Below are 22,198 nucleotides of genomic sequence, written 5' to 3'. Positions count from 1 at the left end.
CTTATAAAATAAGAATTTCTGAACATAGAAACTCAAAAAATGGCTGGGAAATTTAGGAAAAAAGCAAGCACGATTAAATTTTTTGTGTTATAATATTCTGTGAATAGCTATGCCTAGGTTTAGCTATGGAATAATACGAAGTGCGAAACTTGGAAGATAGAGAGGATGCGATGTAATGGCTAGAGAAGGCTTTTTTACAGGTCTAGATATTGGAACAAGCTCTGTCAAGGTGCTTGTAGCCGAGAAGAGAAATGGTGAATTAAATGTAATTGGCGTGAGTAATGCCAAAAGTAAAGGTGTAAAGGATGGAATTATTGTTGATATTGATGCAGCAGCAACTGCTATCAAATCAGCTATTTCCCAAGCAGAAGAAAAGGCAGGCATTTCGATTAAATCAGTGAATGTCGGCTTGCCTGGTAATCTTTTGCAGGTTGAACCAACTCAAGGGATGATTCCAGTAACATCTGATACCAAGGAAATTACGGATCAAGATGTTGAAAATGTTGTCAAATCAGCTTTGACAAAAAGTATGACACCTGACCGTGAAGTCATTACCTTTATTCCTGAAGAATTTATTGTGGATGGCTTCCAAGGGATTCGTGACCCACGTGGCATGATGGGGGTTCGCCTTGAAATGCGTGGCTTGCTTTATACAGGCCCTCGTACTATCTTGCACAATTTGCGTAAGACGGTTGAGCGTGCAGGTGTTCAGGTTGAAAATGTTATCATTTCACCACTAGCAATGGTTCAATCAGTTTTGAACGAAGGGGAACGTGAATTTGGTGCTACAGTGATTGATATGGGGGCAGGTCAAACGACTGTCGCTACAATCCGTAACCAAGAACTCCAATTCACACATATTCTCCAAGAAGGTGGAGATTATGTAACTAAAGATATCTCCAAGGTTTTGAAAACCTCTCGCAAATTAGCAGAAGGCTTGAAACTGAATTACGGGGAAGCCTATCCGCCTCTTGCAAGCAAAGAAACCTTCCAAGTAGAAGTTATTGGAGAAGTAGAAGCAGTCGAAGTGACGGAAGCCTACTTGTCAGAAATTATTTCTGCACGAATCAAGCACATCCTTGAGCAAATCAAGCAAGAATTAGACAGAAGACGTCTATTGGAGCTCCCTGGTGGTATTGTCTTGATCGGTGGGAATGCCATTTTACCAGGTATGGTTGAGCTTGCTCAGGAAGTATTTGGCGTCCGTGTCAAACTCTATGTTCCAAACCAAGTTGGTATTCGTAATCCGGCCTTTGCGCATGTGATTAGTTTATCAGAATTTGCTGGACAATTGACAGAAGTCAATCTTTTGGCTCAAAGAGCAGTCAAGGGTGAAGTTGCTCTGACTCATCAACCGATTAGTTTTGGGGGAATGATTCAGAAAACAGCTCAGTTTGTACAATCAACGCCTGTTCAACCAGCTCCTGCTCCAGAAGTAGAGCCGGTGGCGCCTACAGAACCAATGGCGGATTTCCAACAAGCTTCACAAAATAAACCGAAATTAGCAGATCGTTTCCGTGGCTTGATCGGAAGCATGTTTGACGAATAAAGAGGAAAAATAAATTATGACATTTTCATTTGATACAGCTGCTGCTCAAGGTGCAGTGATTAAAGTAATTGGTGTCGGTGGAGGTGGTGGCAATGCCATCAACCGTATGGTCGACGAAGGTGTTACAGGCGTAGAATTTATCGCAGCAAACACAGATGTACAAGCATTGAGTAGTACAAAAGCTGAGACTGTTATTCAGTTGGGACCTAAATTGACTCGCGGTTTGGGTGCAGGAGGTCAACCTGAGGTTGGTCGTAAAGCTGCTGAAGAAAGCGAAGAAACGCTGACGGAAGCTATCAGTGGTGCAGATATGGTCTTCATCACTGCTGGTATGGGAGGAGGCTCTGGAACTGGAGCTGCTCCTGTTATTGCTCGTATCGCCAAAGATTTAGGTGCTCTTACAGTTGGTGTTGTAACACGTCCCTTTGGTTTTGAAGGAAGCAAGCGTGGACAATTTGCTGTTGAAGGAATCAACCAACTTCGTGAGCATGTAGATACTCTATTGATTATTTCAAACAACAACTTGCTTGAAATTGTTGATAAGAAGACACCACTTTTGGAGGCTCTTAGCGAAGCAGATAACGTTCTTCGTCAAGGTGTTCAAGGAATTACCGATTTGATTACCAATCCAGGATTGATTAACCTTGACTTTGCCGATGTGAAAACAGTTATGGCAAATAAAGGGAACGCTCTAATGGGTATTGGTATCGGTAGTGGAGAAGAACGTGTGGTAGAAGCAGCACGTAAGGCAATCTATTCACCACTTCTTGAAACAACTATTGACGGTGCAGAAGATGTGATTGTCAACGTAACTGGTGGTCTTGACTTAACCTTGATTGAAGCAGAAGAGGCTTCACAAATTGTGAACCAGGCGGCGGGTCAAGGAGTGAACATCTGGCTCGGTACTTCAATTGATGAAAGTATGCGTGATGAAATTCGTGTGACAGTTGTCGCAACGGGTGTTCGTCAAGACCGCGTAGAAAAGGTTGTGGCTCCACAAGCTAGACCGACTACTAACTACCGTGAGACAGTGAAACCAGCTCATTCACATGGCTTTGATCGTCATTTTGATATGGCAGAAACAGCTGAATTGCCAAAACAAAATCCACGTCGTTTGGAACCAACTCAGGCATCTGCTTTTGGTGATTGGGATCTTCGCCGTGAATCGATTGTTCGTACAACAGATTCAGTCGTTTCTCCAGTTGAACGCTTTGAAGCCCCAACATCACAAGATGAAGATGAATTGGATACACCTCCATTTTTCAAAAATCGTTAAGTAAATGAATGTAAAAGAAAATACAGAACTTGTTTTTCGAGAAGTTGCAGAGGCTAGTCTGAATGCTCATCGAGAGAGTGGTTCAGTCTCTGTCGTTGCAGTTACCAAGTATGTAGATGTACCGACAGCGGAAGCCTTGCTTCCGCTAGGTGTTCATCATATCGGTGAAAATCGTGTCGATAAGTTTCTGGAGAAATATGAAGCTTTAAAAGATCGAGATGTGACTTGGCATTTGATTGGTACCTTGCAAAGACGTAAGGTGAAAGATGTCATTCAATACGTTGATTATTTCCATGCCTTGGATTCCGTCAAGCTAGCAGAGGAAATACAAAAAAGAAGTGACCGAGTCATCAAGTGTTTCCTTCAAGTAAATATTTCTAAAGAAGAAAGCAAACACGGCTTTTCGAGAGAGAAACTGCTGGAAATCTTGCCAGAGTTAGCCAGACTAGATAAGATTGAATATGTTGGTTTAATGACGATGGCACCTTTTGAGGCTAGCAGTGAGCAGTTGAAAGAAATTTTCAAGGCGACCCAAGATTTGCAAAGAGAAATTCAAGAAAAACAAATTCCAAATATGCCTATGACCGAGTTAAGTATGGGAATGAGTCGTGATTATAAAGAAGCGATTCAATTCGGTTCCACCTTTGTTCGTATAGGTACATCATTTTTTAAGTAGGAGAGAACCATGTCTTTAAAAGATAGATTCGATAGATTTATAGATTATTTTACGGAGGATGAGGATTCAAGTCTCCCTTATGAAAAAAGAGATGAGCCTGTGCTTACTCCAGTAAATTCTTCACAGGAACCGGCTCTCCCAATCACTCAAACTCCACAATCAGCTGGAACAAAGGAGAACAATATCACCAGACTGCATGCAAGACAACAGGAATTGGCAAATCAGAGTCAGCGTGCAACGGATAAGGTCATTATAGATGTTCGTTATCCTAGAAAATATGAAGATGCAACAGAAATTGTTGATTTATTGGCAGGAAACGAAAGTATCTTGATTGATTTTCAATATATGACAGAGGTGCAGGCTCGTCGTTGTTTGGACTATTTGGATGGAGCTTGTCATGTTTTAGCTGGAAATTTGAAAAAGGTAGCTTCTACAATGTATCTGTTGACACCAGTGAATGTTATTGTCAATGTTGAAGATATTCGTTTACCAGATGAAGATCAACAGGGTGAGTTTGGTTTTGATATGAAGCGAAATAGAGTACGATAATGATTTTTTTAATTCGTATGATTTATAATGCAGTAGATATTTACTCCCTGATTTTGGTGGCCTTTGCTGTCATGTCTTGGTTTCCAGGTGCCTACGAATCCAGTTTGGGTCGTTGGATTGTAGCGTTGGTAAAACCAGTGCTTGCTCCCTTGCAACGCCTGCCTTTACAGATAGCGAGCCTTGATTTATCTGTTTGGGTTGCGATTGTTTTGGTTCGATTTTTAGGAGAAAACCTAGTCCGTTTTCTGGCGATGATAGGATGAATAAAGGGATTTATCAGCATTTCTCCATAGAAGATCGTCCCTTTCTTGACAAGGGAATGGAATGGATAAAGAAGGTAGAAGATAGCTATGCTCCTTTTTTAACTCCTTTTATCAATCCTCATCAGGAGAAGCTATTAAAGATTTTGGCCAAAACCTATGGTCTTGCTTGTAGCAGTAGTGGGGAATTCGTCTCGAGTGAGTATGTTCGAGTTTTATTATACCCAGATTATTTCCAACCCGAGTTTTCAGATTTTGAAATATCTCTCCAGGAAATTGTGTATTCCAATAAATTTGAACATTTAACGCATGCTAAGATTTTAGGGACAGTCATCAATCAATTAGGGATTGAACGGAAACTTTTTGGAGATATCCTAGTAGATGAAGAACGGGCGCAGATTATGATCAATCAGCAGTTTCTTCTTCTCTTTCAAGATGGATTAAAGAAAATTGGCCGTATACCCGTTTCGCTGGAGGAACGTCCTTTCACCGAGAAAATAGATAAGCTAGAACAGTATCGAGAGCTGGATTTATGTGTGTCTAGTTTTCGATTAGATGTTCTTTTATCAAATGTTTTGAAACTATCTAGGAATCAAGCAAACCAGTTGATTGAAAAGAAACTTGTCCAAGTAAATTATCATGTGGTAGACAAATCAGATTATACTGTTCAAGTTGGAGACTTGATTAGTGTGAGAAAATTTGGGCGCTTGAGATTGCTTCAAGATAAGGGACAAACAAAAAAAGAGAAGAAAAAAATAACCGTCCAGTTATTATTAAATAAGTGAGGAATAGAATGCCAATTACATCATTAGAAATAAAGGACAAGACCTTTGGAACTCGATTCAGAGGTTTTGATCCAGAAGAAGTCGATGAATTTTTAGATATTGTGGTTCGTGATTACGAAGATCTTGTTCGTGCGAATCATGATAAAGATTTGCGTATTAAGAGTTTAGAAGAGCGTTTGTCTTACTTTGACGAAATGAAAGATTCATTGAGCCAGTCTGTATTGATTGCCCAAGATACAGCTGAGCGAGTGAAACAGGCGGCGCATGAACGTTCAAACAATATCATTCATCAAGCAGAGCAGGATGCGCAACGCTTGTTGGAAGAAGCTAAATATAAGGCAAACGAGATTCTTCGTCAAGCAACTGATAATGCTAAGAAAGTTGCTGTTGAAACCGAAGAATTGAAGAACAAGAGTCGTGTCTTCCACCAACGTCTTAAATCTACAATTGAGAGCCAGTTAGCTATTGTTGAATCTTCAGATTGGGAAGATATTCTCCGTCCAACAGCTACTTATCTTCAAACCAGTGATGAAGCCTTTAAAGAAGTGGTTAGCGAAGTGCTTGGAGAACCGATTCCAGCTCCAATTGAAGAAGAACCAATTGATATGACACGTCAGTTCTCTCAAGCAGAAATGGCAGAGTTACAGGCTCGTATTGAGGCAGCCAATAAAGAATTGGCTGAATTTGAAGCTCAGGCTAAACAGGAAGTGGAAGATCCAACTCCTGTAGTGAGTCCTCAAATGGAAGAAGAGCCTGCTCATCCAGTTGGTCCAATGTACGAAGAACCAGAAGTAGCTCCAGTACATCCTTCGGCTCCAACACCAGCTACAGAAACGTTTGATTCAGCACCAGGATTTGAAGCACCGCAAGAATCTGTTACAATTTTATAAGAAATATTCTGAGAACAATATCTTATCCTTATATTTCCAGCGAGCAGGAGATGGTGTGAGTCCTGCATTCCCTAACGATAAGATTATCCTCTCAAAAACTCAAGTCTGAAGTTAGTAGGATTTGACGTTCCCCACGTTACGGGATAAGAGGGAGAAAGACTAAATCTTTTTCCGAATAAAGGTGGTACCACGATTTTCGTCCTTTTTGGAAGTCGTGGTTTTTAATTTGTTATTATTTATAAAGGAGATACCATGAAACTCAAAGATACCCTTAACCTTGGGAAAACAGCTTTCCCAATGCGTGCAGGCCTTCCGACCAAAGAGCCAGTTTGGCAAAAGGAATGGGAAGATGCAAACCTTTACCAACGTCGTCAAGAATTGAACCAAGGAAAACCTCATTTCACCTTGCATGATGGCCCTCCATACGCGAACGGAAATATCCACGTTGGACACGCTATGAACAAGATTTCAAAAGATATCATTGTTCGCTCAAAATCTATGTCAGGTTTTTACGCACCATTTATCCCAGGTTGGGATACTCATGGTCTGCCAATCGAGCAAGTTTTGGCAAAACAAGGTGTTAAACGCAAAGAAATGGACTTGGTTGAGTACTTGAAACTTTGCCGCGAATACGCTCTTTCTCAAGTAGATAAACAACGTGAAGACTTTAAACGTTTGGGTGTTTCTGGTGACTGGGAAAATCCATATGTAACTTTGACTCCTGACTATGAAGCAGCCCAAATCCGTGTCTTCGGTGAGATGGCTAATAAAGGTTATATCTACCGTGGTGCCAAGCCAGTTTACTGGTCATGGTCATCTGAGTCAGCCCTTGCTGAAGCAGAGATTGAATACCATGACTTGATTTCAACTTCCCTTTACTATGCCAACAAGGTTAAGGACGGAAAAGGTATCCTAGATACAGATACTTATATCGTTGTTTGGACAACTACTCCATTCACCATCACAGCTTCTCGTGGCTTGACTGTTGGAGCGGATATTGATTACGTCTTGGTTCAACCTGCTGCTGAACCTCGTAAGTTTGTGGTTGCTGCAGAATTATTGACTAGCTTGTCTGAAAAATTTGGCTGGGTTGATGTTCAAGTCTTGGCAACTTACCGTGGTCAAGAACTCAACCACATCGTAACAGAACACCCATGGGATACAGCTGTAGATGAGCTCGTTATCCTTGGTGACCACGTTACAACTGACTCTGGTACAGGTATTGTCCATACAGCCCCTGGTTTTGGTGAGGACGACTACAATGTTGGTATTGCTAATGGTCTTGAAGTCGCAGTGACTGTTGACGAACGTGGTATCATGATGAAGAATGCTGGTCCTGGGTTTGAAGGTCAATTCTATGAAAAGGTAGTTCCAACTGTTATCGAGAAACTTGGTAACCTCCTTCTTGCCCAAGAAGAAATCTCTCACTCATACCCATTTGACTGGCGTACTAAGAAACCAATCATCTGGCGTGCAGTACCACAATGGTTTGCCTCAGTTTCTAAATTCCGCCAAGAAATCTTGGATGAAATTGAAAAAGTGAAATTCCACTCAGAATGGGGTAAAGTCCGTCTTTACAATATGATTCGTGACCGTGGTGACTGGGTCATCTCTCGTCAACGTGCTTGGGGTGTTCCACTTCCAATTTTCTACGCTGAAGATGGTACAGCGATCATGACTGCTGAAACGATTGAACATGTAGCTCAACTCTTTGAAGTACATGGTTCAAGCATTTGGTGGGAACGCGATGCCAAGGACCTCTTGCCAGAAGGATATACTCACCCAGGTTCTCCAAATGGTGAATTCAAGAAAGAAACAGATATCATGGACGTTTGGTTTGACTCAGGTTCATCATGGAATGGAGTGGTAGTAAACCGTCCTGAGTTGACTTACCCAGCAGACCTTTACCTAGAAGGTTCTGACCAATACCGTGGTTGGTTCAACTCTTCACTCATCACATCTGTTGCCAACCATGGTGTAGCACCTTACAAACAAATCTTGTCACAAGGTTTTGCCCTTGACGGGAAAGGTGAGAAGATGTCTAAATCTCTTGGAAATACTATTGCTCCAAGCGATGTTGAAAAACAATTTGGTGCGGAAATCTTGCGTCTCTGGGTAACAAGTGTTGACTCAAGCAACGACGTGCGTATCTCTATGGATATCTTGAGCCAAGTCTCTGAAACTTACCGTAAGATTCGTAACACTCTCCGTTTCTTGATTGCCAATACATCTGACTTTAACCCAGCTGAGGATGCAGTAGCTTACGAAGAACTTCGTTCAGTTGATAAGTACATGACCATTCGCTTTAACCAGCTTGTGAAGACCATTCGTGATGCTTATGCAAACTTTGAATTCTTGACAATCTACAAGGCCTTGGTAAACTTTATCAACGTTGATTTGTCAGCCTTTTATCTTGATTTTGCTAAAGACGTTGTTTACATTGAAGGAGCCAAATCATTGGAACGCCGTCAAATGCAGACTGTTTTCTATGATATTCTTGTCAAAATCACCAAACTCTTGACACCAATCCTTCCTCACACTGCAGAAGAAATCTGGTCATATCTTGAGTTTGAAGCAGAAGACTTCGTTCAATTGTCAGAATTGCCAGAAGCAGAAACGTTTGCTAACCAAGAAGAAATCTTGGATACATGGGCTGCCTTCATGGACTTCCGTGGACAAGCTCAAAAAGCCTTGGAAGAAGCTCGTAATGCCAAGGTTATCGGTAAATCACTCGAAGCACACTTGACAGTTTACCCAAATGAAGTGGTGAAAACTCTACTCGAAGCAGTAAACAGCAATGTAGCTCAACTTTTGATTGTGTCTGAATTGACCATCGCAGAAGGACCAGCTCCAGAAGCTGCCGTTATCTTCGAAGATGTAGCCTTTACAGTTGAACGCGCTGCAGGCCAAGTATGTGACCGTTGCCGTCGTATCGACCCAACAACAGCAGAACGCAGCTACCACGCAGTCATCTGTGACCACTGTGCAAGCATTGTAGAAGAAAATTTTGCGGACGCAGTCGCAGAAGGATTTGAAGAGAAATAAGGTTGAAAAGTTTCTATGCGTCTAGTATATAAAAATCAGTTATTCCAAGTTTATAATCTCTCTTGTGAGATGCTAAAGTTTGATGAGAATTGGTTTTGCTAATACTAGGAGAAAGTAAGTATGCTAAAATCGCAAGATTGTTTTTCTTGCGATTTCTTAAACTAGTGAGGAAAAATAAACATTATGAGACAAACAAATGTTAGAGGAAGCTTGTCCCTCCGTGGCTTTAGAAAATTGAGAACTGGTGCAATTGTTGCGACAGGTGTGATTTTATTGGGTCTGGGCTTTTTAGCCCCAACTGTATCAGCCAGTGAACAAGATGGTGTCTGGGTAGCCAGAACAGTTGAGGAAGTGAAAGCTGACCTTCAAAAAGAAGGTGATTTATTTAAGTATGTCATTAAGTGGGGAGATACATTAAGTGTTATCAGCGAAGCAAGCAATATCCCTGTAGATGTACTCCAAGAAATGAATCAAGCTTCAGGCAAGAATTTATTCTTACCACACAATGAATTGTACTTTACTGAAGCTGAAACGGTTTCAGATACAGTCACAAAACACAAGATTGTCATCAAAGAAAGTGGTGCAAGTGGCGAAGTTCGCACTTACGAAGTCTTGCTCAAGAAAGATCAGGAAACAAAAGCTGTTACCTTTGAATTAACAGATGTCACTGAGAAAGTTGAAAAAATGACTGTGAACTATAGCCTAGTTTATCAGCCTGTATCAGCACCAGTAGTGGAAAGAGCGGAAGAATCAGGTGAAGAACCTGCTTCAGAAGCACCAGCAGAGACAAGCCCAGAAGTTAAAGAAGAAACAGAAGCTCCAGTAGCACCAAAAGCAGAAGAGCCAACTGTAACAACGCCAAAAGCAGAAAAACCAGTGTCTCCAGCACCAACAGAATCAGCGCCAGAGGTAGAAAAACCAGCTGATCCTAAAGAAGCAGAATCAACACCTGAAGGAACATTTACAGGAACAGCAGAATCAGCACCAGATTCAACAGAATTAGTGGCAAATGGAGCTTCAGGAAGAACAGAAGGGGCTTCAGAAGTAACTCCAGGAGTAACAGGAAAAGAAACTGAAGAATCAGGAACAGAAGCACCTACAACTCCAAAAGAAGATACACCTGAAGGAACAGTTTCAGAAGGAGAAACAGGAACAGAGTCAGCAGAATTGGCTGAACCAAAAACAGAAGCACCTACAACTCCAGAAAATAAAGAAGAACAACCAGGTGCAACAGAAGCACCGGAACCAAAAGTAACAGAGTCCGAGGCAGCGAAACCAGCTCCAAAAGAAGCAGGAACAACAGCAGGAAATGAAGTAAAAGAAACTGAAGAAGCAGGAACAGGTTCAGAAGTAGCTACAACAGGTGCACCAGCAGCGGAAGGAAGTTCAGAAGCGACTCTAGGTTCAACAGAAGAAGCTTCAGGAACAACACCAAAAGCAGAAGTTTCAGAAGCACCAGTGGTAGAGGCTACAACTTCAGGAGAACAAAGCCAACCAGCAGAAGAAACTCCAGCACCATCAAAACCAGAAACCCCAGCTTCAACAGAAGCAGCTACACCATCTTCAACAGAAGAAGTGGCAACTGAACCAAAAGGAACAGAGTCAGAGGTAGCCAAACCAGCTACACCAGAAGAAGAAGGAACAACAGCAGAATCAGGAACAGAAGTAAAACCAACTGCAAAAGAAGCGAAAGAAACTGAAGAATCAGAAGCCAACCCAACACCTAAAGAAAATGCAACAGAAGGAGCAGGTTCAGAAGGAGAAGCAGGAACAGTGGATTCAGCGCCGGCTCCGAAAGAAGGGGATTCAATTTCAGGAACAGAAACGTCAAGAACGATAGATACAGAAACGACTTCAGAAAAATCAGAAACACCGTCTCCAGCAGAAGAAGAATCTTCTAAAGAAGAAAAAGAAGTCGACAAGAAACTAGAACTTAGAAATATATCTTCTGTTGAACTATATTCTAAAGAAGGTGATAAGTATCGTCATGTAACTTCACTTGCTACCTTACCAAGTAATCCAGATACTTACTTTATGAAAGTCAAATCAGAGAACTTTAAAGATGTGATGTTACCTGTTTCAAGTATTACAAGTGTTACAAGAGATAGTCAAGAAGTATACAAAATTGTAGGACAAGCTAATGATTTAATTCAACACGAAAACAATAGTACTTTAGACAATTACACTTACTACCTACCTAAGATGGTGAGAAGTGAAAATGGTGTTTATACATCATTCAAAAATTTAGTCGAAGCAATGAATAGTAATCCTTCTGGAGAGTTTCGTTTAGGTGCAACTATGGATGCTCGTGAAGTAGAACTTCAAGATGGTCAAGAAAGCTATGTTAGTAATGAGTTTACAGGTACATTAATTGGTAAAAATAATGATAAGTACTACGCTATATATAATCTGAAAAAACCGTTATTTAACGTTTTAAATCATGCTACTATTCAAGATCTTTCAATTAAAGAAGCAAATGTTTCTTCTAAAGAAGATGCAGCTACAATAGCGAAAACAGCGAATAATGGTACTACAATTACTAATGTTCATTCATCTGGTGTAATTGCTGGTGAACATAGCATTGGTGGTTTAGTTTCACAAGTTACAGATTCTAAAATCTTGAATAGTAGTTATACTGGTAGAATAACTAATACTTATGACACAACGGCTACTTATCAAATAGGTGGTTTAGTTGGTAAACTTTCAGGTGATAATGCTTTAATAGAAAAATCAATTTCATCTATTGATATGGCGACAAATGCTAATCAAGGTGACCAAACAGTTGGTGGTATAGCTGGGGTTGTTGATAGAAGTGCTAGAATTAGTAATAGTTACGTTGAAGGAAATCTTAACAATGTGAAGCATTTTGGTAAAGTAGGAGGAGTTGTAGGTAATCTTTGGGATGCTATATCAGGTGAAGAGAAATCTGGGCAACTATCTAATGTCTTAAGTGATGTTAATGTTACAAACGGTAATGCTATAGCTGGTTATGATTTTACAGGAATAAAAGCAACTAATACCTATAGTAATAAAAATAACAAGGTGGTTAGTGTAGTTCAAGTAGATGATGAACTTGTGACTAAAGATTCAGAAAAACAAAGAGGTACTGTATTAGAAGCGGATAAAGTGAATGCTAAAAAAGTAGAGTTGGTTTCTAAACATAGTACTAAAGTAGAAGATTTTGATTTTACTTCGAGATACACTACTAGCTACACAGAAGTAACAGACTATCAGCAGTCAAGAGAACAAGTGTATAAAAATATTGAAAAATTACTTCCTTTCTATAATAGAGAAACAATAATTAAGTATGGTAATTTAGTAGAGAATAACAGTGATTTATTTACTGAAAAGCTACTATCAGTTGTTCCTATGAAAAATAATGAAGTAATAACTGATATTAATAAAAATAAACGCGAAATCAATAAATTATTGTTACATTTTGAAGGTAATAAATCACAAGTATTAAATATTACATATAAAGATGATTTCTCTAAAGTAGCAGAATATGAAATCACTAATACAAAACTAATGTACACGCCTAATACATTATTGCATGATTATAATAATATTGTAAAATCTGTCTTAAATGATTTGAATTCTGTTCAATATAATTCAGATGCTATTAGAAAAGTATTAGATATTTCTAGTAATATAAAATTAACAGAATTATATTTAGATGAACAATTTACGAAAACAAAAGCAAAAATTGAAGATAGTTTATCAAAACTTCTTTCTGCTGATGCGGCAATAGCTGAAAATAGTAATAAGATAATAGATAATTATGTAATAGAAAAAATTAAGAATAATAAAGAAGCGTTACTTCTAGGTTTAACTTATCTAGAACGTTGGTATAATTTTAAATATGATAATGCAAGTGCAAAAGATTTAGTATTATATCATTTAGACTTCTTTGGTAAATCTAATAGTTCTGCATTAGATAATGTTATTGAGTTAGGTAAATCTGGCTTTAACAATTTATTAGCGAAAAATAATGTAATTACTTATAATGTGTTATTAGCGAAAAATTATGGAACTGATAGTTTATTTAAAGCATTAGAAGGTTATAGAAAAGTATTCTTACCAACTACTTCTAATAACGACTGGTTCAAAACACAATCTAAAGCTTATATAGTTGAAGAAAAATCTACTATTCCTGAAGTAAGTTCTAAGCAGTCAGAACAAGGAACAGAACACTCTATAGGTGTTTATGATAGATTAACTAGTCCATCATGGAAATATCAAAGTATGGTCTTACCGTTATTAACTTTACCAGAAGAAAAAATGATATTTATGATTGCCAATATTTCAACTATAGGATTTGGTGCTTACGATAGATATAGAAGTTCTGAATATCCTGAGGGAGAAAAATTAAACAAATTTGTAGAAGATAATGCACAAGAAGCGGCTAAACGATTTAGAGATCATTATGATTATTGGTACAAAATACTAGATACGAAAGAAAAAGATAAATTGTTTAGAAGTATTTTGGTATATGATTCTTTTAGATTTGGTAATGATAAAGATAAAAATACTAGTCAAGCAGATTTTGAAACTGATCATCCAGCAATAAAACATTTCTTCGGTCCTGCGGGGAATAATGTTGTTCATAATGGACACGGAGCATATGCTACGGGAGATGCGTTCTACTATATGGCTTATCGTATGCTTGATAAATCTGGTGCGGTAACATATACTCATGAAATGACACATAATTCTGATAGAGAGATTTATCTTGGAGGATATGGAAGAAGAAATGGGCTTGGACCAGAGTTTTATGCAAAAGGATTATTGCAAGCTCCTGATCATCCAAATGATGCAACAATCACGATAAACTCTGTGTTGAAATATGATGAAGCGGAAAATGCTGATAGACTACAAGTAAAAGATCCAACTCAACGATTTAATAATGCAGAAGATTTACGTAAATATATGCACAATTTATTTGATTTAGTTTATACACTTGAGATGTTAGAAGGAGAAGCAGTAGCTAAGTTAGATAGCAATCAAAAATATGATCTGTTGAGAAAAGTTGAGAATAAATTTAAACCTGATCCTGATGGAAATGAGGTTTACGCAACAAATGTTGTTCGTAGATTAAAACTAGATGAGCTTAATAAATTAACTTCTTTCAATAGTTTAATAGAAAACGATATAATCACAAGAAGAGGGTATATTGATGAAGGTGAGTATAAACGAAATGGATATTACACAATCAATCTTTTCTCACCAATATATTCTGCCTTAAGTAATGATAAAGGGACTCCGGGTGATTTAATGGGTCGTCGTATAGCGTTTGAACTATTAGCTGCAAAAGGATATAAAGAAGGTATGGTACCATATATTTCTAACCAATATGCAGAAGAAGCAAAAGCAAATGGAAGTAAAATTAATTTATATGGTAAAGAAGTAGGGTTGGTAACTGATAAACTAGTTCTTGAAAAGGTATTTAATAAACAGTATTCGTCTTGGATTGATTTTAAAAAAGCAATGTATAAAGAACGAGAAAGTAAATTTAATAAATTAACAAATATTAACTTTATAGATCCAACTAATTGGAGACGTCAAGAGACGGTAACTATTGATAATATTAGTAAGTTAAAAACATTGATTGAAAAAGCGGTGCAAGAAGATGCTACTAATTATGCTTCAATATTATATCCAAAAGAAAGTAGTAAAGTTTACAAACTTAAAAAAGCTATTTTCAAAGCTTATCTAGATCAAACTGATGATTTTAGAACTTCAATATTTGATGAGGAAAATAAATTTACTAATTAGGGGTAGCACATGAAGATAGGTTTCGTTTCTTCATGTGTGAAAGGTAAATTCCCAAACTAAGTTCCACCGCTAGTAGAAGTGGAAGTTAATCTGATAAAAATTGTAAAAACCAGTGGAAATCCATGTCAGGGTAAGTTCCACTGGTTTTACTAATGCTTGATTTTATTGCTTTTGTAGCCAAAATGAATCGAAAAAAAGAGCGCACAAAATCCTCTTATCTGAAAGCGTTTCAGATTAAGTTCCGCTATGGTGGAAGTTAGTGTGAGACGTTTGAATAGGGTTTTAGGTTAGTTTTTAGAACTTATGTTGGAGTAATTTAGAAGACTGACAGACGTCTTCTGCAGGTATTTTAGAAATGCCGAGAAGCTTAGGAATTTCTTCTCCATAAGTAAAGGCAAAGAGTTCATAAGCTGACTTTCCATTCAAAGCAGCACGTTTGACGCTGTTGACATGAGAGCAGACGAGATTGATGTCCTCTTGAGTTAAATTGTCAAAAGAAGTTCCTTTAGGTAGAATGTCGCGAATCAGCGTGTGATTTTTCTCAATTCTCCCTTTCTGGTCAGAGCGATTAGGGTCACAAAAGAAGAGTTTACTCTCTCCTCGCACATCCATTTCGATGTCATCAACCCTGGCAAACTCTCCACCATTATCTGTCAGGATGACAGGGAAGAGTTGGAAGAAATTTTTATCCGCTTCATGAAGAGTGTTCTTGATGGCATAGAGGTGTTTGGTAACCTCAAGGGCAGTTTTATTCCCCAGAAGCCTAGCGAAGATAAAGTTACAGAAAGATAGATTAAAGGTGAGTAGGACTTTACATCCTATCCTGCCCATAACGGTGTCCATTTCCAACCAAGAGTCTAGTTGGTTAAGGGATAAATAATTTTGGAAATCCTCATAGGAGCGGCCTTTTTGGGCTTCTTTAGGAATGGAAGGTAGCTTACTTTTTCTTCTTTCTTTAAATTTAACGGCTCTGGCTAGGTCAATAGGAGCGATAGACAGGTACCCTTTTCGGATGTGTCGATAGACAGTTGAGGAGCTAACATCGAGGTTATGAGTTTTCAGAATATGATAGATGTGTTGTCCCTTTTTAACCCCATCAGAAATGACTTTATCTATGTCCCAGAAAGTCTGAGAATTAAGAGGAGTTCCTTCACGAGCTTCGACAAGAGTTTGTTCGTATTGTTTTTGAGCTTGCTTAGCGAGGTAGAAGATCTTCTTATAGCCACAATTCTGTCTTCTTTTAGGGCAGCCGTTACAGACAAAGGGAGATTTGTCGAGTAGAGGGCAAGGAAGGTTATGGCATGTAGACTCTCGGATTTGTCTGTTTCGTTTGACTTCTTTAGAAACAGTAGTCGGGTCTTTTAGAATGGATTGTCCAATAGCTTTGAAGGTTTCACTGCGCTCTAAACCTAATTGGATATCATTACGGTCTGAAAGGGTAAGGTGTTTATGTTTTGTCATAGTAGACCTCGTTTCTAACTCAAACGTCTCATACTTAATTCCACCATAAAAATCCGTTTTAGACTAATTTCCACTTTGGTCAGGCAAGTGGAAGTTACTTTGAGAAGTTAGCTTCATGTGTGAAACTCTTTCCTTTTTGGTTTTGACTAGCTTTTTTGTGAAAAATTGTGTAAAATAGAATAGATAAACGAGGGGAAACCTCGGAAAATTTAAAGGAGAATCCATCTAATGGTAAAATTGGTTTTTGCTCGCCACGGTGAGTCTGAATGGAACAAAGCTAACCTTTTCACTGGTTGGGCTGATGTTGATTTGTCTGAAAAAGGTACACAACAAGCGATTGACGCTGGTAAATTGATCAAAGAAGCTGGTATCGAATTTGACCAAGCTTACACTTCGGTATTGAAACGTGCGATTAAGACAACTAACTTGGCTCTTGAAGCTTCTGACCAATTGTGGGTTCCAGTTGAAAAATCATGGCGTTTGAACGAACGTCACTACGGTGGTTTGACTGGTAAAAACAAAGCTGAAGCTGCTGAACAGTTTGGTGATGAGCAAGTTCACATCTGGCGTCGTTCATACGATGTATTGCCTCCAAACATGGATCGTGATGATGAGCACTCAGCTCACACAGACCGTCGTTATGCTTCACTTGACGACTCAGTAATCCCAGATGCTGAAAATTTGAAAGTGACTTTGGAACGTGCCCTTCCATTCTGGGAAGATAAAATCGCTCCAGCTCTTAAAGATGGTAAAAACGTATTCGTAGGAGCTCACGGTAACTCAATCCGTGCCCTTGTAAAACACATCAAAGGTTTGTCAGATGACGAAATCATGGACGTGGAAATCCCTAACTTCCCACCATTGGTATTCGAATTCGACGAAAAATTGAACGTTGTTTCTGAATACTACCTTGGAAAATAAGCTTTTCTTTTTTAAAAGAATTGTTGCAGAATCAGATTGTTTAGAAATAAACAATTTGATTCTGACTAAGAACCACCTTGGAAGTATCAAGTTGTGAGATGGGTAGGATTTTAATTAGTTTCTACTAGTGTATTTGTAGTTAAAAAAATATATACTGTGAGTATGAGGCTGGGACAAAAGTCTAACCTTAAATATAAAAAGCGAACAAAACGAGTTATCTGACATTCAGAATTCTGTCTTGTTCGCTTTTCTGTCTAATCTATCGATTTTAAAAATTTATAGTAGATTGAAATTGAAATAGTACACTACGACTTCTAAAACATTGCTAGAAATTAAATTGACTTTCTTAACAGATTTGTTCACATTTTATTTCAATCTACTACAAAATCAAAATCTTTTTGTCCCAGCCTCCTACTTTTTCTACTTACCTTGATATTAAATATAAAAAATGAAATAAGAACTAAACGATTTAGTATTTGAATTCAAATCAATTTATAACAATAATTTAGAATACAAGTTGTACTGCTTTAAATTCAGTCTATTATAGTATAGAGGAATGAGATAAAAACTGACCAAATTGATTAGGAAATTCAAACCAATTTCTAATAATATTTTAGGGACTGCAGTATATTATACTAAATTAAATTGACTATGATACTCAATGAAAATCAAAAAGCCAACTAGCTACAAATTACTCAAAGATGTTCTTTGAGCTTATATATAGAACTGATGTGCTTTGCAGAAGTATAAGCCATCGATATTGTTCTGGTTCAGACTATATCAATTAAGTATATGCCATTATAAACGATTGTTTTTGAAAATGGAAGCAACGATGTTGGATTGAATGAATCTACCTAGGCTATATTTTCTAAGAGAGTTGATAAAAATTCAAAGGTTTGATATAATGATTGTTGTAAAGTGTAAGCTGAAAAGAAGGATAGAATATGAGGAAAATTAGGACCAAATCTACAATGTATATTACATTGTTACTGACATGGTTGGCATTGCTATTGCTTGTGATGCCAGCATTTATTCACACCGTTAGAGACGCCAGTGAGTATCAAGGAGTATTGAGGCCTTTGGTATTGGTATTAGTTGTATTGAATGCCTTATTTATTAGCTATTTTTGGTTAAATGGTCTAAAGGATATTATATACGTCTCGACATTTTATCTCAATAAGTATATATATATATGGAAATAATTTTAAAAAAAGTAGTTCAATTTCTGAAGATAAAAAAGTAATCTTGCTATATTGTACCGCTAATGATTTTGTTCCAGAGTGTTTAGCAGAATCAATGCAACAAGATTACGTAAATTTTGAAACAGTTATATTAGATGACTCCAAATCAGAGGTTTATAAACAGCAGGTAGATGAGTTTGCTAAAAAATACAATGTTTCTGTTATCAGAAGAGATGATCGAAATGGCTTTAAGGCTGGTAATATCAATAATTATTTAAAAAATAAAAATGATTATGATTACTTTGTTTTATTAGACAGCGATGAGATTATTCCTTCAAATTTTATAAAAAAATCATTGGCTTATTTCGAGAAGAATAGAAATTTAGGAATTCTACAAGCGACTCACGTTGCGTCTAGGAACAGAAATCTTTTTATGGATACCTTAGCGATTGGAGTAGATTCTCATTGGCCAGTGTATCAAAATGTGAAGCATCGCTATGGTTTTTTATCACTATTAGGTCATGGTGCTATGATTAGTAAAGACTGTTACCAAGCAGCTGGAGGATTTCCACATGTTGTCGCTGAAGATTTGTGTTTCAGTATTGAATCCAGAATTAAAGGAGATTACCATGTAGGATTTGCTGACGATATTGTTTGTCAGGAAGAATATCCGGTAGACTATTTAGCCTTTAAAAAACGGCATTCTAAATGGACGCAAGGAAATATGGAATTTATTAAAAGATATACTCCAATTATTTTAAAATCTAAACTAAAATGGCAGGAGAAGTTAGATATTATATTATTTACATATAATTTACCTCTAACGGCAGTTTTTGCTTTTTATATCGTTATGAATCTAATTTTATTTCCATTACTACATTATAAATTAGAGTACCCAGCATGGCTTTTAATTCCAACCTTTATCTTTTTATTGGCTCCAATGTCTAATGATATTATTTTTTATAGTAGAAAAATAAATATTTTTCAACTTATATTCTATCTTTTTACCTCATTTATGCTATTTGGTTCTATGTTTTATGTTAGTTTGGTTTCCTCATTTAAATCTATATTTGGAAAGAAAGCAGTTTTCTTAGTGACACCAAAAGATACACGAAAAATTACAGTGTTAGAAGCTCTGAAATTTAATTATAAAGAAATAATTTTTGCGTGTATTTTGATGATGATATCCTTTTTGACATCGGGAAATATTTTGCCGGTCATATTGATCGTTATTCCAAGCTTATTTTCTCCTGTACTAACGTTATATAGTAATTATAGGTTAAAAAAATAAAGCTATCCCTGAGCAATTATTTTAATAGGATTGTAAGTCTAGGATTGATTTCTAGGCTTTTTATGTTAGTATGGTAGTATGATAAGGAATAAAAAACAAGATTATGTATTGGCCTACAAGCAACCAGCTTCAAGAACATATAAGGGTTGGGAAGAAGAGGCCTTACCGATAGGCAATGGTTCTTTAGGGGCTAAAGTATTTGGGCTTATAGGTGCTGAACGGATTCAATTTAATGAAAAAAGTCTCTGGTCTGGAGGTCCACTTCCTGATAGTTCAGATTATCAGGGTGGAAATCTTCAAGATCAGCATAACTTTTTAGCTGAGATTCGGCAGGCTTTGGAAAAGAGAGATTACAATCGAGCTAAGGAACTGGCTGAACAGAACCTAGTTGGGCCCCAAACGAGTCAATATGGGACCTATCTGTCCTTTGGAGATATTTTCATTGAGTTCAGCCAGCAAGGCACAACTTTGTCTCAGGTGACGGACTATCAGAGACAGCTGAATATTAGTAAGGCACTTGAGACGACTTCTTATGCCTATAAGGGAACGCGATTTGAACGTGAAGCCTTTGCGAGTTTTCCAGATGATCTATTGGTTCAACATTTTACTAAGGAAGGGTTGGAAACTCTAGATTTTACTATAGAACTATCTTTGACCTGTGATTTGGCTTCTGATGGAAAGTATGAGCAGGAAAAATCTGATTACAAGGAGTGTAAGTTGGATATTACTGATTCTCATATCTTGATGAAGGGAAGAGTTAAGGATAATAATCTGCAGTTTGCTGGCTGTCTAGCTTGGCAAACTGATGGTGATATTAGAGTCTGGTCGGATAAGGTTCAGATATCAGGGGCTAGTTATGCTAATCTCTTCTTGGCGGCTAAGACGGATTTTGCTCAAAATCCTGCTAGCAATTATCGCAAGAAACTAGATTTAGAGCAGCAAGTAAAGGACTTGGTGGACACAGCTAAAGAAAAGGGCTATACTCGATTGAAATCAAGGCATATTGAGGACTACCAAGCCTTATTCCAGCGTGTTCAATTGGATTTGAAAGCTGAGGTTGACGCCTCTACTACAGATGTGTTGCTAAGAAATTATAAGCCACAAGAAGGGCAGGCTTTGGAGGAACTGTTCTTCCAGTATGGGCGGTATTTATTGATTAGTTCTTCTAGAGATTGCCCAGATTCGCTACCAGCTAACCTGCAAGGAGTCTGGAATGCGGTCGATAATCCTCCTTGGAATTCGGACTATCACCTGAATATCAACCTGCAGATGAATTATTGGCCAGCCTATGTTACCAATCTCCTAGAGACGGCTTTTCCAGTCATCAACTATATCGATGATTTGCGTGTCTATGGTCGCCTAGCAGCTGCAAGGTATGCAGGAATCGTTTCTCAGAAAGGGGAAGAGAATGGTTGGTTAGTCCATACCCAAGCGACTCCTTTTGGCTGGACGGCACCTGGTTGGGATTACTATTGGGGTTGGTCACCAGCTGCCAATGCGTGGATGATGCAAACTGTTTATGAGGCCTATACATTTTACAGGGACCAAGACTATCTCAGGGAGAAAATTTATCCCATGTTGAGGGAAACGGTTCGTTTTTGGAATGCCTTTTTACATAAGGATCAGCAGGCGCAGCGTTGGGTCTCTTCTCCATCTTATTCGCCAGAACATGGGCCGATTTCGATTGGCAATACCTATGACCAATCTCTGATTTGGCAGTTATTTCATGATTTTATTCAGGCTGCTCAGGAATTGGGACTGGATGAGACTTTGTTGACTGAGGTCAAGGAGAAGTTTGACTTGCTTAATCCTCTTCAAATCACTCAATCTGGTCGAATCAGGGAGTGGTATGAGGAGGAAGAGCAGCATTTTCAAAATGAGAAAGTGGAGGCCCAGCATCGGCACGCTTCCCATCTGGTGGGACTCTATCCTGGAACTCTCTTTAGCTATAAGGGACAAGAGTATCTTGAAGCGGCGCGTGCTAGCCTCAGTGATCGTGGAGATGGGGGTACAGGCTGGTCTAAGGCCAATAAGATCAATCTTTGGGCGCGTCTAGGAGATGGCAATCGAGCCCATAAATTATTAGCAGAGCAGTTAAAGTCATCCACCTTGCCAAATCTTTGGTGTAGCCACCCTCCTTTTCAGATAGATGGTAATTTTGGTGCTACTAGTGGCATGGCAGAAATGTTACTCCAGTCTCATGCAGCTTATCTGGTACCTCTAGCTGCCCTTCCCGATGCATGGTCAACAGGTTATGTTTCAGGCTTAGTGGCACGTGGACATTTTGAAGTGAGCATGAGGTGGGAGGATAAAAAACTTTTACAGTTGACCATTTTATCAAGGAGTGGAGGAGATTTGCGAGTTTCTTATCCAGATATTGAGAAGAGTGTGATTGAAGTGAATCAAGAAAAAATAAAAGCGAAATGCATAGAGAAAGATTGTATTTCAGTAGCGACAGCAGAAGGTGATCTGGTTCAATTTTATTTTTAAGAAGGTGATAGAAGGCAGTAGTTTGAGACTGCCTTTTAATAAGGATTTG

At 38.2% G+C, this 22,198-nt stretch carries 13 protein-coding genes; 12 read left to right on the top strand and 1 reads right to left on the bottom strand.

Annotation, left to right across the window (positions count from 1 at the left end; translation table 11 throughout):
- The first annotated feature begins 175 nt into the window (after nt 1-175).
- The 9 genes from ftsA (at nt 176) to OC529_RS00400 (ending at nt 14,805) form a co-directional block, all read left to right on the top strand.
- Nucleotides 176-1,549: a cell division protein FtsA gene (ftsA, locus tag OC529_RS00440; RefSeq protein WP_164226770.1), complete on the top strand. Its 1,374-nt coding sequence runs from the start codon at nt 176-178 to the stop codon at nt 1,547-1,549.
- Nucleotides 1,550-1,565: 16 nt separating this feature from the next.
- Complete coding sequence (ftsZ, locus tag OC529_RS00435; protein WP_000144272.1) at nt 1,566-2,825, top strand: cell division protein FtsZ; 1,260 nt, start codon at nt 1,566-1,568, stop codon at nt 2,823-2,825.
- 4 nt (nt 2,826-2,829) lie between these two features.
- Entirely contained in the window at nt 2,830-3,501 is a 672-nt protein-coding gene (locus tag OC529_RS00430; RefSeq protein WP_262081251.1) for a YggS family pyridoxal phosphate-dependent enzyme, read from the top strand.
- Nucleotides 3,502-3,510: 9 nt separating this feature from the next.
- The gene (locus OC529_RS00425) at nt 3,511-4,050 is read left to right on the top strand and encodes a cell division protein SepF (protein ID WP_262081250.1); all 540 of its coding nucleotides are present in this window, start codon (nt 3,511-3,513) and stop codon (nt 4,048-4,050) included.
- Nucleotides 4,050-4,313 (top strand): YggT family protein, encoded by a 264-nt coding sequence (locus OC529_RS00420; protein WP_050966533.1) that lies wholly within the window; start codon nt 4,050-4,052, stop codon nt 4,311-4,313. The genes OC529_RS00425 and OC529_RS00420 overlap by 1 nt, the downstream gene beginning before the upstream one ends.
- The gene (locus tag OC529_RS00415) at nt 4,310-5,095 is read left to right on the top strand and encodes an RNA-binding protein (protein ID WP_262081249.1); all 786 of its coding nucleotides are present in this window, start codon (nt 4,310-4,312) and stop codon (nt 5,093-5,095) included. Before OC529_RS00420 ends, OC529_RS00415 begins: the two co-directional genes overlap by 4 nt.
- Nucleotides 5,096-5,103: 8 nt before the next feature.
- Nucleotides 5,104-5,985, top strand: a complete 882-nt coding sequence (locus tag OC529_RS00410; RefSeq protein WP_316043891.1) for a DivIVA domain-containing protein — start codon at nt 5,104-5,106, stop codon at nt 5,983-5,985.
- Nucleotides 5,986-6,237: 252 nt separating this feature from the next.
- On the top strand, nt 6,238-9,030 hold the full coding sequence (ileS, locus tag OC529_RS00405; protein WP_262081248.1) for an isoleucine--tRNA ligase: 2,793 nt from the start codon (nt 6,238-6,240) through the stop codon (nt 9,028-9,030).
- A gap of 183 nt (nt 9,031-9,213) precedes the next feature.
- Entirely contained in the window at nt 9,214-14,805 is a 5,592-nt protein-coding gene (locus OC529_RS00400; protein ID WP_262081247.1) for a ZmpA/ZmpB/ZmpC family metallo-endopeptidase, read from the top strand.
- A gap of 294 nt (nt 14,806-15,099) precedes the next feature.
- Here OC529_RS00400 and OC529_RS00395 read toward each other — a convergent pair whose 3' ends face one another.
- Nucleotides 15,100-16,266 (bottom strand): IS30 family transposase, encoded by a 1,167-nt coding sequence (locus OC529_RS00395; protein ID WP_262081246.1) that lies wholly within the window; start codon nt 16,264-16,266, stop codon nt 15,100-15,102.
- Nucleotides 16,267-16,494: 228 nt separating this feature from the next.
- Between OC529_RS00395 and OC529_RS00390 the strand changes: the two genes are divergently transcribed.
- From OC529_RS00390 to OC529_RS00380, 3 genes are all read left to right on the top strand, one after another.
- Entirely contained in the window at nt 16,495-17,187 is a 693-nt protein-coding gene (locus tag OC529_RS00390; protein ID WP_000240129.1) for a phosphoglycerate mutase, read from the top strand.
- Between the two features lie 1,245 nt (nt 17,188-18,432).
- Nucleotides 18,433-19,659 (top strand): glycosyltransferase family 2 protein, encoded by a 1,227-nt coding sequence (locus OC529_RS00385; protein ID WP_262081245.1) that lies wholly within the window; start codon nt 18,433-18,435, stop codon nt 19,657-19,659.
- Nucleotides 19,660-19,737: 78 nt separating this feature from the next.
- Nucleotides 19,738-22,149, top strand: a complete 2,412-nt coding sequence (locus OC529_RS00380) for a glycoside hydrolase family 95 protein (RefSeq protein WP_262081244.1) — start codon at nt 19,738-19,740, stop codon at nt 22,147-22,149.
- Nucleotides 22,150-22,198: the final 49 nt, after the last annotated feature.

Source organism: Streptococcus sp. Marseille-Q5855 (genome assembly GCF_946901985.1).
Classification (GTDB): domain Bacteria; phylum Bacillota; class Bacilli; order Lactobacillales; family Streptococcaceae; genus Streptococcus.
This window is presented reverse-complemented; position numbering and strand designations above follow the sequence as displayed.

Coding starts and splice junctions, on each gene's coding strand:
- ftsA (WP_164226770.1), top strand. CDS start 176: ATGGCTAGAGAAGGCTTTTTTACAGGTCTAGATATTGGAACAAGCTCT.
- ftsZ (WP_000144272.1), top strand. CDS start 1,566: ATGACATTTTCATTTGATACAGCTGCTGCTCAAGGTGCAGTGATTAAA.
- OC529_RS00430 (WP_262081251.1), top strand. CDS start 2,830: ATGAATGTAAAAGAAAATACAGAACTTGTTTTTCGAGAAGTTGCAGAG.
- OC529_RS00425 (WP_262081250.1), top strand. CDS start 3,511: ATGTCTTTAAAAGATAGATTCGATAGATTTATAGATTATTTTACGGAG.
- OC529_RS00420 (WP_050966533.1), top strand. CDS start 4,050: ATGATTTTTTTAATTCGTATGATTTATAATGCAGTAGATATTTACTCC.
- OC529_RS00415 (WP_262081249.1), top strand. CDS start 4,310: ATGAATAAAGGGATTTATCAGCATTTCTCCATAGAAGATCGTCCCTTT.
- OC529_RS00410 (WP_316043891.1), top strand. CDS start 5,104: ATGCCAATTACATCATTAGAAATAAAGGACAAGACCTTTGGAACTCGA.
- ileS (WP_262081248.1), top strand. CDS start 6,238: ATGAAACTCAAAGATACCCTTAACCTTGGGAAAACAGCTTTCCCAATG.
- OC529_RS00400 (WP_262081247.1), top strand. CDS start 9,214: ATGAGACAAACAAATGTTAGAGGAAGCTTGTCCCTCCGTGGCTTTAGA.
- OC529_RS00395 (WP_262081246.1), bottom strand. CDS start 16,266: ATGACAAAACATAAACACCTTACCCTTTCAGACCGTAATGATATCCAA.
- OC529_RS00390 (WP_000240129.1), top strand. CDS start 16,495: ATGGTAAAATTGGTTTTTGCTCGCCACGGTGAGTCTGAATGGAACAAA.
- OC529_RS00380 (WP_262081244.1), top strand. CDS start 19,738: ATGATAAGGAATAAAAAACAAGATTATGTATTGGCCTACAAGCAACCA.